This window comes from Streptomyces sp. O3 (genome assembly GCF_054788135.1).
Genome location: NZ_JBTVYK010000010.1, coordinates 13,367 through 28,401, shown reverse-complemented (window position 1 = coordinate 28,401; position 15,035 = coordinate 13,367). Strand labels below are relative to the sequence as shown.

General features: G+C 72.2%; 11 protein-coding genes. 6 read left to right on the top strand and 5 right to left on the bottom strand.

From position 1 onward, the window contains the following. Positions 1–18 precede the first annotated feature (18 nt). From ACX6XY_RS07540 to glgB, 4 genes are all read left to right on the top strand, one after another. Entirely contained in the window at positions 19–2,064 is a 2,046-nt protein-coding gene (locus tag ACX6XY_RS07540; protein WP_460327756.1) for an alpha-1,4-glucan--maltose-1-phosphate maltosyltransferase, read from the top strand. Continuing rightward, positions 2,061–3,779, top strand: a complete 1,719-nt coding sequence (gene treS, locus ACX6XY_RS07535) for a maltose alpha-D-glucosyltransferase (protein WP_460327755.1) — start codon at positions 2,061–2,063, stop codon at positions 3,777–3,779. The genes ACX6XY_RS07540 and treS overlap by 4 nt, the downstream gene beginning before the upstream one ends. A gap of 73 nt (positions 3,780–3,852) precedes the next feature. Then, entirely contained in the window at positions 3,853–5,292 is a 1,440-nt protein-coding gene (locus tag ACX6XY_RS07530; protein ID WP_460327753.1) for a maltokinase N-terminal cap-like domain-containing protein, read from the top strand. 66 nt (positions 5,293–5,358) lie between these two features. Further along, positions 5,359–7,608 carry a 1,4-alpha-glucan branching enzyme gene (gene glgB, locus ACX6XY_RS07525; protein ID WP_460327752.1) on the top strand — a complete coding sequence of 750 codons (2,250 nt, stop codon included), beginning with the start codon at positions 5,359–5,361 and terminating at the stop codon, positions 7,606–7,608. Positions 7,609–7,668: 60 nt separating this feature from the next. On the opposite strand, the gene ACX6XY_RS07520 is transcribed toward glgB, so the two are convergent. The 3 genes from ACX6XY_RS07520 to ACX6XY_RS07510 all read right to left on the bottom strand — a co-directional run bounded on the left by ACX6XY_RS07520 (position 7,669) and on the right by ACX6XY_RS07510 (position 10,907). Continuing rightward, positions 7,669–9,933: a HelD family protein gene (locus ACX6XY_RS07520; protein ID WP_460327751.1), complete on the bottom strand. Its 2,265-nt coding sequence runs from the start codon at positions 9,931–9,933 to the stop codon at positions 7,669–7,671. 166 nt (positions 9,934–10,099) lie between these two features. After that, complete coding sequence (locus tag ACX6XY_RS07515; RefSeq protein ID WP_460327750.1) at positions 10,100–10,435, bottom strand: thioredoxin family protein; 336 nt, start codon at positions 10,433–10,435, stop codon at positions 10,100–10,102. Beyond that, positions 10,419–10,907 carry a MerR family transcriptional regulator gene (locus tag ACX6XY_RS07510; protein ID WP_460327749.1) on the bottom strand — a complete coding sequence of 163 codons (489 nt, stop codon included), beginning with the start codon at positions 10,905–10,907 and terminating at the stop codon, positions 10,419–10,421. The genes ACX6XY_RS07515 and ACX6XY_RS07510 overlap by 17 nt, the downstream gene beginning before the upstream one ends. A gap of 115 nt (positions 10,908–11,022) precedes the next feature. Between ACX6XY_RS07510 and ACX6XY_RS07505 the strand changes: the two genes are divergently transcribed. Next, positions 11,023–11,598 (top strand): hypothetical protein, encoded by a 576-nt coding sequence (locus tag ACX6XY_RS07505; protein ID WP_460327747.1) that lies wholly within the window; start codon positions 11,023–11,025, stop codon positions 11,596–11,598. Between the two features lie 4 nt (positions 11,599–11,602). Here ACX6XY_RS07505 and ACX6XY_RS07500 read toward each other — a convergent pair whose 3' ends face one another. Next, on the bottom strand, positions 11,603–12,151 hold the full coding sequence (locus ACX6XY_RS07500) for a GNAT family N-acetyltransferase (RefSeq protein ID WP_460327746.1): 549 nt from the start codon (positions 12,149–12,151) through the stop codon (positions 11,603–11,605). A gap of 219 nt (positions 12,152–12,370) precedes the next feature. Beyond that, positions 12,371–14,146, bottom strand: coding sequence for an MFS transporter (locus tag ACX6XY_RS07495; RefSeq protein ID WP_460327745.1), 1,776 nt, complete (start codon positions 14,144–14,146; stop codon positions 12,371–12,373). A gap of 115 nt (positions 14,147–14,261) precedes the next feature. Here ACX6XY_RS07495 and ACX6XY_RS07490 point away from each other — a divergent pair, with 115 nt between their 5' ends. Beyond that, positions 14,262–14,951 (top strand): TetR/AcrR family transcriptional regulator, encoded by a 690-nt coding sequence (locus tag ACX6XY_RS07490; RefSeq protein ID WP_460327744.1) that lies wholly within the window; start codon positions 14,262–14,264, stop codon positions 14,949–14,951. Positions 14,952–15,035: the final 84 nt, after the last annotated feature.

Genomic DNA, 15,035 nt, shown 5'->3' with positions numbered 1-15,035 from the left:
TCCCTCCCTGGTGGTCATGTGAACCCAACCTCCGGACGCATCCCGATCCTGGACGTCCATCCGTGTGTCGATCGCGGCCGCCGCCCGGCGAAGGCGGTGGCCGGCGAGACCTTCCAGGTCACCGCCACCGTCTTCCGCGAAGGCCCGGACGCCCTCGCCGCCCGGGTGGCGCTCGTCGACCCGCGGGGCCGCACCGGGCCCCTGACACCGATGCGCGAACTGGCCCCCGGCACCGATCGCTGGGGCGCCCATGTCACCCCCGACGCGGAAGGCGACTGGACGTTCCACGTCGAGGCCTGGAGCGATCCGGTCAGCACCTGGCGACACCGCGCCCGGATCAAGATCCCCGCAGGCCAGGACATCGAGCTGACCCTCGAAGAGGGGGCGGGACTGCACGACCGCGCCGCCGCCGCGATCCCCGCCCCCGACACCGACCCCGACACCGACCCCGGCCCCGCGCCCTGCGCCAAGGCCGTACTCCGCCGGGCCGCCGCCGCGCTGCGGGACCGTGCCCGGCCCGCCCCGGACCGGCTCGCGGCGGCCCTCACACCCGAGGTGGACGCCGCGCTCGCCCGCCATCCGCTGCGCGAACTGGTCACCGTCTCCGACCCGTTGCCCCTGATCGTGGAGCGCCCCCGCGCCCTGTACGGCTCCTGGTACGAGTTCTTCCCGCGCTCCGAAGGCGCCGTGCTGCGCACGGGCGAGCCGCCCGTCAGCGGCACCTTCGCCACGGCCGCGCGGCGGCTGCCCGCGATCGCCGCGATGGGCTTCGACGTGGTGTATCTGCCGCCCGTCCACCCCATCGGCGCCACCCACCGCAAGGGCCCCGACAACGCCCTCACAGCCGGTCCGCACGACGTCGGCGTGCCCTGGGCCGTCGGCTCCCCGGACGGCGGCCACGACGCCGTACACCCCGACCTCGGCACCCTCGACGACTTCGACGCGTTCGTGCGCCGGGCGGGCGAACTCGGCCTGGAGGTCGCCCTCGACCTCGCGCTCCAGTGCTCCCCCGACCACCCCTGGGTGGACAAGCACCCCGAGTGGTTCCGGCGCCGGCCCGACGGGAGCATCGCGTACGCCGAGAACCCGCCGAAGAAGTACCAGGACATCTATCCGCTCGACTTCGACCAGGACCTGCCGGGCCTGGTCGCCGAGACGCTGCGGCTGCTGCGGTTCTGGATGGGACACGGCGTACGGATCTTCCGCGTCGACAACCCGCACACCAAGCCGGTGGTCTTCTGGGAGCGGGTGCTCGCCGCCGTCCGGCGCACCGACCCGGACGTGATCTTCCTGGCCGAGGCGTTCACCCGCCCCGCGATGCTGCACCGCCTCGCGGCCATCGGCTTCCAGCAGTCGTACACGTACTTCACCTGGCGCACCACCAAGCGCGAACTGACCGAGTACGCCACCGAACTCACCGGCGAGGCGGCCGCTTATCTGCGGCCCAACCTCTTCGTGAACACCCCCGACATCCTGCACGCCTACCTCCAGGAAGGCGGACGGCCCGCCTTCGCCGTACGGGCCGTGCTCGCCGCGACCCTCTCCCCCAGCTGGGGCGTCTACAGCGGCTACGAGCTCTGCGAGAACACCCCCCTGCACCCCGGAAGCGAGGAGTACCTGAACTCCGAGAAGTACCGACTCCGTCCACGTGACTGGGAGTCGGCCGAGCGCGAAGGCCGCTCCCTCGCCCCTCTGATCACCGAGCTGAACCGGATCAGACGCCGCAGCCCCGCCCTGCGCCAACTGCGTGACCTGCGCTTCCACCACGCCGACAACGACGCGGTGCTCGTGTACTCCAAGCGGCGGGGCGCGAACACGGTTCTGGTGGTCGTCAACCTCGACCCGCACCACACCCAGGAGGCCACGATCTCGTTGGACATGCCGACGCTCGGGCTCGACTGGCACGAGACCGTGCCGGTGCGCGACGAACTCACCGGCGAGACCTACCACTGGGGCAGCGCTGGCTACGTACGCCTCGAACCGGGCCGCGCACCCGCGCCCGCGCACCTCTGCACCGTTCTGCGACCGTCCTCACCGCACACCGGAGGGTCACCCACATCATGATCGTCAACGAGCCCGTCCAGGACACCTTCGAGGACACCCCGGCGGGGGACCGCGACCCCGACTGGTTCAAACGCGCCGTGTTCTACGAGGTCCTGGTGCGGTCCTTCCAGGACAGCAACGGCGACGGCATCGGCGACCTCAAGGGCATCACCGCCAAGCTGGACTACCTCCAGTGGCTCGGCGTGGACTGCCTGTGGCTGCCGCCGTTCTTCAACTCGCCGCTGCGCGACGGCGGTTACGACGTCTCGGACTACACATCCATCCTGCCCGACTTCGGCGACCTGGCCGACTTCGTGGAGTTCACAGACGCCGCGCACCAGCGGGGCATGCGGGTGATCATCGACTTCGTGATGAACCACACCAGCGATCAGCACCCGTGGTTCCAGCAGTCCAGAACCGACCCGGAAGGGCCGTACGGCGACTACTACGTCTGGGCCGACGACGACAAGCGGTACCCGGACGCCCGGATCATCTTCGTCGACACCGAGTCCTCCAACTGGACCTTCGACCCGGTGCGCAAGCAGTACTTCTGGCATCGCTTCTTCTCCCACCAGCCGGACCTCAACTACGAGAACCCGGCCGTCCAGGAGGAGATCATCGCGGCCCTGCGGTTCTGGCTGGACCTGGGCATCGACGGCTTCCGGCTGGACGCCGTGCCGTATCTGTTCGCCGAGGAGGGCACCAACTGCGAGAACCTGCCGCGCAGTCACGCCCTGCTCAAGCGGGTCCGCGCGGAGATCGACGCGCACTACCCGGACACCGTGCTGCTGGCCGAGGCCAACCAGTGGCCCGAGGACGTCGTCGACTACTTCGGAGACTTCGCGGCGGGCGGCGACGAGTGCCATATGGCTTTCCACTTCCCGGTGATGCCGCGCATCTTCATGGCGGTGCGCCGCGAGTCCCGCTATCCGGTCTCCGAGGTGCTGGCCAAGACACCGGCGATCCCGTCCGGCTGCCAGTGGGGCATCTTCCTGCGCAACCACGACGAGTTGACGCTGGAGATGGTCACGGACGAAGAACGCGACTACATGTACGCCGAGTACGCCAAGGACCCCCGGATGCGCGCCAACATCGGCATCCGGCGTCGCCTGGCCCCGCTCCTGGACAACGACCGCAACCAGATCGAGCTGTTCACCGCCCTGCTGCTGTCGCTGCCGGGCTCGCCGATCCTCTACTACGGCGACGAGATCGGCATGGGCGACAACATCTGGCTCGGCGACCGGGACGCCGTCCGCACCCCGATGCAGTGGACCCCGGACCGCAACGCGGGCTTCTCCTCCTGCGATCCGGGACGGCTCTACCTCCCCACGATCATGGACCCGGTGTACGGCTACCAGGTGACGAACGTCGAGGCGTCGATGTCGTCGCCGTCCTCGCTGCTGCACTGGACCCGCCGCATGATCGAGATCCGCAAGCAGAACGAGGCGTTCGGGCTCGGCAGCTACATCGAACTGCCCTCCACGAACCCGGCCGTGCTGGCCTTCCTGCGCGAGGCCCCGCCGGCCGAGGAGGGCGGGGACGACCTGGTGCTGTGCGTCAACAACTTCTCCCGGTTCGCGCAGCCCACGGAGCTGGACCTGCGGGCCTATCTGGGACGGCATCCGGTGGAGCTGATCGGCGGGGTGCGCTTCCCGCCGATCGGCGAGTGGCCGTATCTGCTGACCCTGGCGGGCCACGGGTTCTACTGGTTCCGTTTGCGCAAGGACCCCGCGTAGCTTGGGAGTCGGTGAGAGTGTCGGTAAGAGTTCAGCGCGTGGGTGAACTGGTCCCGCGGAAGGACGCGACGTCATGCCGGAAGCCGCCGCCCGTCTCGGTACGACCGCCGTCGCGCTGCTCCGCTCGCTCGATCCGCTGCTGCGGGACTGGCTGCCCCGGCAGCGCTGGTTCGCCGGGAAGGGCCGCCCGGTCACCGGCTTCGCGCTGGTCTCGGCGGCCGAGCTGCTGCCGCCGTCGGCCGCCGCGCCCTCATCGGCCGGGCTGCTGCATCTGCTGGTGCGGGTGCGGCAGCCGGGGGCCGCCGGGCAGGCAGGCGAGCAGCGGGGCGGGGCGGGCGCGCCTCCCGGTGACTGCTATCAACTGCCGCTCGGCGTACGGCGGACCCTGCCGAAGCGGCTCGCGCCCGCGCTGATCGGCCGCCCGGCGCACGGGCCGCTGGCCGGGTGGACGGTGTACGACGCGCTGGGGGACCCCCGGCTCGCGGAACTGCTCCTGGAACGGCTGCGGATGCCGGGCCGGACCGGCGGACTCCGCTTCGCGCGTGCCGACGGGGCGCGGATCCCGGCCGGTCTCACGGCACGACCCCTGCCCGCCGAGCAGTCCAACTCCTCGCTCATATACGGCGACTCGCGCAGCGACTCACTCAGCGAATCGCTCATCCTGAAGGTCATCCGCCGGGTGCGCCCCGGCGTCCACCCGGACCTGGAGCTGCCGCGCGCGCTGGCCCGCGCGGGGTGCGCGCGGGTGCCCGCGCCGGTGGCCTGGTTCCACGCCCGCACACCGGACGGCGGCCCCTGTGTACTCGGCGTCCTCCAGCCCTATCTGGCGGGCGCGGACGACGGCTGGGAGCGGGCGCTGCGGCTGCTGGGCGCTGGCGTCGACTTCACGCCGGACGCGGCCGCGCTCGGCCGGGCCACGGCCGAGGTGCACGCCGCGCTCGCGGCCGCGCTGCCCACCGCCCCGCTAGGCAGGGCGGGGCGCGACCTGATCGCGTCCGGGATGCGGGAGCGGCTGGCGGCGGCGGCGCGTGCGGTGCCCGCGCTGCGGGAGTACGCGCCGGGGCTCGCCGCCGCGTTCGACGCGCTACGCGAGACGGGGGACGGCGCGTCCGGGTGTGCCCAGCGCGTGCACGGCGATCTGCACCTCGGCCAGTGCCTGCGCGCGCCCTCCGGTGACTGGTCGCTGATCGACTTCGAGGGCGAGCCCGCGCGCCCACTCGCCGAGCGCCGACTCCCCCAGCCACCCGTACGCGATGTGGCCGGGATGCTCCGGTCCTTCGACTACGCGGCCCGCTCGCACCGGCCGTGGTCGCCCAGGTGGGCCGCCGACTGCCGGGCCGCGTACTGCGCCGGATACGCGCGGGCGTCCGGCCGTGATCCGCGCGCTCAGGCGGCGCTGCTGCGCGCGTACGAGACCGACAAGGCGGTGTACGAGGTCCTCTACGAGGCCCGGCACCGCCCCGACTGGCTCCCTGTCCCGCTGGCCGCCGTACGCCGCCTGGCCACCGGCTGACCGCACACCCGCCGCGCTGTCCGTACCGCCCGTCCCGCCCGAGCTGTTTCGAGGAGGCGTACGCCCGTGACCGACCGCCGCCCGGCACGCCAGCCCCAGCCCCAGCCCCAGCCCCAGCCCCAGCCCCAGCCCCAGCCCCAGCCCCAGCCCCAGGTTCCCCGCGCCGACCGCGAGCGGCTGCTCAGCGGCTCGCATCATGACCCGCACTCCGTGCTCGGCGCGCACCCGGTCCCAGGCGGCACAGCGTTCCGGGTGCTGCGTCCGTACGCCCGGAAGGTGACCGTGCTGACCGACGGCCAGCGCGCCGAACTGCACGACGACGGCGAGGGGTTCTTCACCGGCGCGCTCCCCCTCCCGCTCCCCGAGGTGACCGACTACCGCCTCCTGGTCGCGTACCAGGACACCGAGATCGACACCCACGATCCGTACCGCTTCCTGCCCGCCCTCGGCGACTTCGACCTGCACCTGATCGGCGAGGGGCGGCACGAGGAGCTGTGGCGGGCGCTGGGCGCGCGGCCCATGACCCACCAGGGCGTGACCGGCACCCGCTTCACGGTCTGGGCGCCGCACGCGCGCGGCGTCCGCCTCGTCGGGGACTTCGACTCCTGGGACGGCACCGGGTTTCCGCTGCGCTCGCTGGGCCGCTCCGGCGTCTGGGAGCTGTTCGCCCCCGGCGTCGGCGAGGGCGAGCTCTACAAGTTCGAGATCACCCGCCCGGACGGCTCCAGAACCCTGCGCGCCGACCCGCTGGCCCGCCGCACCGAGCCCCCGCCCGCCACCTCCTCGATCGTGCACGCCTCGCACCACACCTGGCGGGACGAGCGGTGGATGGCGAACCGGGCGGCCCGCCCCGCGCACACCTCGCCCTTCTCGGTGTACGAGGTGCATCTGCCCTCCTGGCGTCCCGGACTGACCTACCGTCAGCTCGCTGTCGAACTCCCCGCGTACGTCCGGGACCTGGGCTTCACCCATGTCGAGCTGATGCCGGTCGCCGAGCACCCGTACGGCGGCTCCTGGGGCTACCAGGTCACCGGCCTCTACGCGCCGACCGCGCGCCTGGGCACTCTCGACGACTTCAAGCATCTCGTCGACGCGCTGCACCAGGCGGGCGTCGGGGTGCTGCTGGACTGGGTGCCCGCGCACTTCCCGCGCGACGACTGGGCGCTGGCCGAGTTCGACGGCAGACCGCTGTACGAGCACGGGGATCCGGCGCGGGCGGCGCACCCCGACTGGGGCACCCTGGAGTTCGACTACGGCCGCGCCGAGGTGCGCGGCTTCCTGGTGGCGAGCGCGGTCTACTGGTGCGAGGAGTTCCACCTGGACGGACTGCGGGTGGACGCCGTGGCTTCGATGCTCTACCTGGACTACTCGCGCGCGTCCGGCGAGTGGACCCCGAACGCGCACGGCGGCCGCGAGAACCTCGACGCGGTGGCCTTCCTCCAGGAGCTGAACGCGACCCTGTACCGGCGCGTGCCCGGCGTCGTCACCATCGCCGAGGAGTCCACGGCCTGGGACGGCGTCACCCGCGCCACCGACCACGGCGGCCTCGGCTTCGGCCTGAAGTGGAACCTGGGCTGGATGCACGACTCGCTGTCGTATCTGTCCCGTGATCCGGTCCGCCGCGCATACCACCACCATGAGTTGACGTTCTCGATGGCGTACGCCTACAGCGAGAACTACGTCCTGCCCGTCTCGCACGACGAGGTGGTGCACGGCAAGCGGTCGCTCGTCTCCAAGATGCCGGGCGACTGGTGGCGGCAGCGCGCCGACCTGCGCGCCTACCTGGGTTTCATGTGGGCCCACCCCGGCAAGCAACTCCTCTTCATGGGCCAGGAGTTCGCACAGGGCGCGGAGTGGTCCGACGCGCACGGCCCCGACTGGCGGCTGCTCGACCCGTCATACGGGGCGCAGGCCGACCACCGGGGTGTACGCGACCTGGTCCGCGACCTCAACGAGGTCTACCGCCGGACACCGGCCCTGTGGGAGCGGGACACCGACCCCGGCGGCTTCGCCTGGATCGCCGCCGACGCGGCGGACGACAACGTCCTGGCCTTCCTCCGCTACGACGCGAACGGCCGCCCGCTGCTGTCCGTCTCCCACTTCTCGCCGGTCGTCCGGCACGCGTACCGCGTCGGCGTCCCCTCCGACGTACCCGCCTGGCGCGAGGTCCTCAACACGGACGCGGCCCGCTACGGCGGCGGCGACGTCACCCACGAGCCGGTGCTGAGGCCGGACCCCACCCCCGCGCACGGCCGCGCGGCCAGTCTGCGTCTGACGCTTCCGCCGCTGGCGACGGTATGGCTACGGCCAGCGTGACCGGGGACTCCACCCCTGGTCCGCTGATCGCCCTGCCCCTGATCGCCCTCGGGCTCGTCCTCAAACGCCGGACGGGCTGAGATCCAGCCCCACCGGCAGCGAACCGCTGTACAGCACCCCCAGGGTCTGCGTGGCACGGGTCAACGCGACGTACAGGTCGCTGGTCTTGAGCGCTCCGGGCTCGACGACCACCACCGCGTCGAACTCAAGCCCCTTGGCCTGCCGCGCGTCGAGCAGCACCACCCGCCGCGTCAGGTCGGGCGCGCCCCCGGCCGTCACCCCGTCCAGCCGCGCGGCCAGCGCCTCGTGCAGCTCACGCGGGGCGATCACCGCGAGCCGCCCCTCGTCGGGGAGGTCGCGGGCGACCGCGTCCGCCACCGCGCCCGGCAGGGCGGACACGGCGTCGACGCCCCGGACCCAGGGCCGCACCCCCGTCGCCCGCACCGACCGCGGCGGCTCGAACTCCGGGTTGCGCGCCCGCAGCACGCCCGCCGCCAGCTCCATCACCTCCGCCGGGGTCCGGTAGTTGACGCCGAGCCGCACCAGCTCCCACCGGTCGTCGACATACGGCGCGAGGATGTCCTCCCACGCCCCGCAGCCCGCCTCGTCCCCGGTCTGCGCGGGATCCCCGACGAGGGTCATGGACCGGGTCGGGACCCGCCGCATCAGCAGCCGCCAGGCCATCGGCGACAGTTCCTGCGCCTCGTCCACGATGATGTGCCCGAACGCCCAGGTACGGTCCGCCGCCGCACGCTCGGCGGCGCTGCGGTGGTCGGCCTCCTCCTGCCGCTCGGCCATCCGCTCGGCGTCGATGATGTCGTGTGCGAGCAGCACCTCGGACGCGTCGTCGTCCTTCTCCTCCTTGTCCTCGAACTCGTAGGTACGGGAGGCGTACGAGACGTCGAGCACCCCCTGGGCGTACTCGATGCGCCGCTCCCGCTCGGCCTCCTCGGCGGCGCGCGCGGCGGAGTCGTCCACCCCGAGCAGCTCGGCGGCCTCGTCGAGCAGCGGGACGTCGGCGGAGGTCCACGCGGCGCCGCGATCCCGCTGGATCGCCTTCGCGTCGGCGTCCGGCAGATACCCCTGCGGGTCCGCGAGGAAGTCGGCGATGAGCTGCTGCGGGGTGAGCGACGGCCACAGCGAGTCGATCGCGGAGTGCACCTCGGCGCTGGTGGCGATCTCCTTGCCCAACTGGGCGATGTCGTCGGGCCCCAGCAGGTTCGGCCCGCCGAAGGGGTCGGCGCCGATCCGCTCGGCCAGCTGGTCGGTCAGCGCGTCGATGAGCTGGAACGCGAAGTACGGGCGGGCCAGGTTGTGCGGGAGCCGCTGCGCGCGGGCGTGGGCGCGGGCGTCCTCGGCCATGCCCCGCTCAAGGAACAGCGTCCCGTATCCCTCGTGGTCGATCTCCAGGACCGGGTCCGGGACGGCCTGCCGCGCCCGCACCACGGCGGCGATGACGTCGGCCATGCCCGCGCGCCCCTTCACGGCGGCCGCGTCGGGCGTCTCGGCACCGTCCGCCCGCACGCCGGGGAACAGCTCGCCCAGGGTCGCGAGCAGCACCCCGGTCTCCCCCAGCGAGGGCAGGACCTCGCCGATATAGCCCAGGAACGCCGGGTTCGGCCCGACGATGAGCACCGCGCGCTTGGCGAGCACCTCGCGGTGCGCGTACAGCAGATACGCGGCACGGTGCAGCGCCACGGCGGTCTTCCCGGTGCCGGGACCGCCCTCGACGACCATGACGCCCTGGTGCGGGGCGCGGATGATCCGGTCCTGCTCGGCCTGGATGGTCTGCACGATGTCGCCCATCCGCCCGGTGCGGGCGGCGTTGACGGCGGCGAGGAGCACGTCGTCGCCGTTGTGGTCCTCGAACCCGGTACGGCTGGTGTCCGAGACATCCAGGATCTCGTCGTGCAGCGCGGTGACCGTACGCCCGTCGGTGGTGAGGTGCCGACGTCGCCGCAGCCCCATAGGCGTATGACCGGTGGCGAGATAGAACGGCCGGGCGACGGGCGCCCGCCAGTCGATGAGCAAGGGCGTTCGCTCCGGGTCGTCGGCGCGGATTCCGATACGCCCGATGTGATGGTGGGGCGCGGCCCCGTCGGGCGCGTCCGCGAAGTCAATGCGCCCGAAGCAGAGCCCGGACTCGACACCGTCCAGCTCGACGACCGCCCGGCTCCGCTCCTCCGCGACCACATCCCGCTCAAGCCGGGCCTGGAGCCCGCGTCCTACCTGGGCCAGAGCCCGGTGTGCCTGCGTCTGGGCCTCGGCGCGGAGCGCGTCGAGGCGGTCGTAGAGGTGGTCGATGAATTGCTGCTCGTCCCGCAATTCAGCAGAGTCCCCGGTTGACAATTCGACTCCTCGTGGGATACGGTGTTTTCAGTTGGCCCCCTTTGCGGGGCCTTTCTCTATTTGCAGAGAAACACCAAATATACCCCGAGGAATACCCAGGACGTCAAACGTCCTGGGTATTCACCGTAAATTCCGGGCAACGTCAGAGGACGTCCTCCAGTTCGGTGAGCAGCTTGCGCTTGGGCCGCGCGCCCACCATCGACTTCACCGGTTCGCCGCCCCGGAAGACCATCAGCGTGGGCGTCCCGAGCACCCCGTACGCCACCGTCGTCTCCGGACTGGCGTCCACGTCCACCGAGACGACCTTGAGCCGCTCGCGCTCCTCCCCCGCTACGGCGCTCAGTACGGGCGCGAGCTGTCGGCACGGCCCGCACCACTCGGCCGTGAACTCGACCAGCACGGGGCGTTCGGCCCCCAGCACCTCGCCCGCGAAGTCCGCGTCGGTGACCACCGACACGCCCTCAGGTATCGCTCCCACTGTCCCACTCCCCATCCAGTTCGCAGCGCGGCTCCGGACCTCCCGGAACCGCCGCGTCGGCGGCCAGCGCGTCCCGCGCCTGAACCCGCGCCTGAACCGCTTGAACCCGTTCCTGAGCCCGCGCCCGCTCGGCCCGCGCCAACTGGGCGCCTACCTGGGCCCGTACGCCCCGCAGCTGTCCGATCAGCGCGTCAAGCTCCTCAAGCTTGCGCCGATAGACGGCGAGCGAGTCCGGACACGTATCGCCCTGCGGATGCCCCGCGCGCAGACACTCCACGAACGGCCGGGTCTCCTCCAGCTCGAACCCGAAGTCCTGAAGGGCCTGGATCTGCCGCAGCAGCCGCAGATCCTCCTCGTCGTACGTCCGATAGCCATTGCCCGTCCGCCGGGCGGTCAGCAGCCCCCGCGACTCGTAGTACCGCAGAGTCCGCGTGGTCGTCCCGGCCCGCTCAGCCAGCTCACCGATGCGCATGCCCGCGACGGTAATCCTTGACGCGGACGTCAAGGCCAGCGCGCGACCGGGCCGGGCGATAATCAACGAAGCCACCCGCCCGCCGCCGCCTCCTCCCTCCGAACGGAGCCCTACCGTGAAACGCCCGCTACTGGCCGCCGTCGCCGCAGCCGCCGCCCTGTTCGCCATAACCGGCTGCGGCACGGAAAGCGGCGCCGACCGGGCCGCCGCCCCACCGGACGCGACCGGACCGGGCACGGCCGGACCGGACGCGACGCCGTCACCGGACTTCCAGGACGTGGCCGCCCGCTGTGCGGACAGCGCCCCGAGCCCCTCGCCCACCCGGTCGGCGATCCGGGAGACCTTGGACCCCTGGGCGTCCAAGCACGTCGAGAACAACGCGTTCAAACAGGCCATGCCGCTCGGTCCGGACGCCCGATGCCGAGGCCGGGCGCACGCCGAGCGCATCACGAAGGCCCTGTCCGCCGGGCCCGGTGTGCGCGACGAACAGGGCCTGCGCGCCGCCCTGGAGAAGCTCTCCTACCCCAAGGACAGCACCGAGGTCAGCAGTTACGGCACGACCCTCGGCTTCACCCTCAGCATCCCCGAAACGGGCCCCTGCCTCACCGGCAAGGTGAGGCCCACCCTCGAAGTCACCCCGCACGGCCCGTACATGGAAGGCGGCTGCACCAAACCGCGCGGGGGACACTGAGCCCTTACGCGGGAGTCGTCCCGTCCGGCTTCCAGTCCTGGGCGAGGAGCCCGAGTACGACCTCGTCCAGGAACTCGCCCAGCACCCAGGCCGACGAGCGCAGCACGCCCTCGCGCACGAAGCCGTTGCGCTCGGCGGAGCGCAGCATCGCGGCGTTGTCGGCCAGCGTCTCGATCTGCAGGCGCTGGAGGCCGCGCACGACGAAACCGTAGTGGCACAGCGTCGCGACGACGTCGGTGCCGTAGCCCTTGCCGCGCGCGGACGGCAGCAGCCCGAGGCCGATGTGCGCGCACCGGTTGTGGTGGTCGATGCCCCACAGTGTCGCGGTGCCGATCAGCGTGCCGCCGTCCAGCTCCACCACGGAGAACTGGGCGCTTCCCGGATTCGTGTCGTCCACGACGAGCCGCGGGTCCTTCGAGCCGGGTGTGATCGGCTTCCATGGCCCGCCCTCGGCTCGCGCGGAGTTGACCACGTCGTCGTAGAGCTCGGTTCGCAGGACCGGGATGTCGTCGTCGTGCCGGGCCCGCAGCCCGATCGTGTTACCCCTCAACATGCAAGCTTCTTATCCGACCGGACCGACCTGCGGCAATCCCATTATCCGAGACCGCCCCTCCGGCTAACCGCCGCCCGCCCCACGGCGGATGACGCGGCTGCGGGGGCTCACCGACCCGTGCGGCCGAGTCCGCCCGCGTGCGCGAGGCACGCGGGCGGACTCGGACACGGTCACGCCGCGGTGACGGCCACCGGACGCACGCGTCCGCGAGGCAGAGGCCTAGGCGGACGCGGCCTCCGTCTCCGGCTTCGCTTCGGTCTCGGGCGCGGACCCGGACGCCGCCGGGGAGTCCGCCTCGGAGCCGGACGCGGAGCCGGGCTCGGCCGCGGCCGCGTGCCCGGTCGCCTCGTCCGTCGCCGCGCCAGCCCGACGCCGTGGCAGCAGCACCGCCACCAGCACCGTCCCCACGCCCAGGATCACCGCGCCGACCAGGCTGGTGTGCGCCACCGAGTCGCTGAACGCCGCGCCCACCGAGTCGGCCATCTGCCGCGCCCCGTCCGCGAGCTGCTCGGCCTTGCCGGTGAGCTGCGCGGCCTGCTCCGGGGTGCCCGCCTGGGCCGCCTTCGCCGCGGCCTCCTTGGCCTGCTCGCCGATGGCCTGCGCCACCGCGTACCCGGCGCCCACCGAGTCCTGCGCGGTGGCCAGCGCGTCGGCCGGGAGCTCGACGCCCGACGCCGCCGACGCCTTTGCCGCGTCGGAGAGGTTCGCCGAGTACGTGCTCGCCAGTACGGAGCCGAGTACGGCGATGCCGAGCGAGCCGCCCAGCTCGATCGACGTGTCGTTGACCGCGCCGCCGACGCCCAGCTCGGACTCCGGGAAGGCCCCCATGATCGCGTCGGTGCAGGGCGACAGGGCCAGCCCGATGGCCAGGCCGAGGATCATCAGCGGGGCGAGGAAGTCGCCGTACGACGAGCCGCCGTCGATCTGGGTGAGCAGCGCGAGCGCCGCCGTTCCGCCGACCATCCCGGCCGTGACGGTGATCCTCATGCCGATGCGCGGCGTGAGGTACCCGGTCAGCGCGGAGCCCACGAAGACCGCGCCCGCCAGCGGCAGCATCCGTACGCCGGTCTCCAGCGGGTTGTAGCCGAGCACGAACTGCAGGTGCTGGGTGAGGTAGTAGAACGCGCCGAAGACCGCGAGGAAGAAGAGCGCGACGGCGAGGTTGGATCCGGCGAAGCCGCGGTTCAGGAAGCGGCGCACGTCGAGTACGGGGTGCGGGTGGCGCAGCTCCCAGACCACGAAGAGGACGAGGGCGACGCCCGCGACGACGGCCGCGCCGATGGCGCCCGCACCCCAGCCGAAGTGCGGCCCGTCGATGATCATGTAGATCAGCGCACCGACCCAGACGACGGACAGCAGGCCGCCGACGTAGTCGATGCTGCCGTGCCGGGCGGCCTTGGACGGCGGTACGAGGGTGAGCGTGCCGACGATCGCGACGACCGCGACGGGCACGTTGATCAGGAACGTCGAGGCCCAGCCGTGGCTCTCCAGGAGCATCCCGGCGACCAGCGGCCCGGCCGCGATCGCCAGACCGGCGGTGGCCGTCCACATCACGATCGCCTTGGCCCGCTCGGCACGCGGGAAGGTCGCGGCGAGCAGCGAGAGCGTGGCGGGCATGATCATGGCGGCGCCGACGCCCATCACGGCACGGGCGGCGATGACGCCGCCCGAGCTGTCCACGAGCGAGCCCGCGACGGCGCCGCCGCCGAACACGAGCAGACCGAGTATGAGCGCGCCGCGGCGGCTGTACTTGTCGCCGACCGCGCCGAGCAGCAGCATCAGGGCCGCGTACGGGACGGTGTAGCCGTCGATGACCCATTGCAGGTCGGAGCTGGTGAGGCCGAGGTCCTGGGTCATGTCGGGGGCCGCGACGGTGAGCGCCGTGTTGGCCATGACGATGATCAACAGACTCAGGCAGAGCACGCCCAGTGCCCACCAGCGACGGGCGTAGGGCCCGTCCATCTTCTCCACCGGCTCGTCGATGACGAGGCGCATCCGGGGCCGCCTTCCCTCAGGAATCTGCACAGATATGTGCAACTACACAGTCATGTGCAAGTTACGTTATTGCACACGGCTGTGCAAATCTGGGTGACTGTGCAGAATGGACGGCATGACCACGGCACCGACGCCCGCGACCGGCCCCACGCGCGCGACCTCGCCCGGATCGCGCGCGACCGCGACCGGCCGCGCGGACGCCAACCGCCGCCGCATCCTGGACGTCGCCTTCACCGAGCTGCTGCGCGACCCCGACGCGTCGATGGACCAGATCGCCAAGGCGGCGGGAGTCGTCCGCCGTACGGTCTACGGCCACTTCCCGAGCCGGGACGCGCTGATCAGCGCGCTCACCGACAGCGCCGTCGAAGCGGTCGCGGCCTCCCAGGAACGGGAGCACCCGGACGCCGCGGACCCCGCCGAGGAGCTGGCCCGCCGCACCCTCGCGGTCTGGCCGATCGCCGACCGCTACCGGCTGCTCGTCGCGCTCGCCCAGCGCAGCGTGACCATGGCGGGCATCAGGCAGCGCCTCGCGCCGGTCCGCGAGAACCTGACCCGGCTGCTGCGCCAGGGCCTGGAGGCGGGGGTGTTCCAGTCCCCGCTGCCCGCCGACGCCCTGGCGTACGTCCATGAGCAGCTGCTGTTCGGCCTGATGGAGGCGGTCAACGACGGCGCGCTCCCGGCCGACCGGGCGGGCGAGTCCGCGGCGGCGGCGGCCCTGATCTCGGCCGGGGTCCCGGTCGAGCGCGCGACGGAACTCGCCGCCCGCCTCGGCCGTTCCCCGGAGGGCGGCACGGTGCAAGAATGAGCGGAGAGTGACTCGCTGGTAACAATCTTCGTAGGTTTCTCTAAGTGGTGATCCTGGCGGAACGCACCGTAGTCGGCGCGCCCC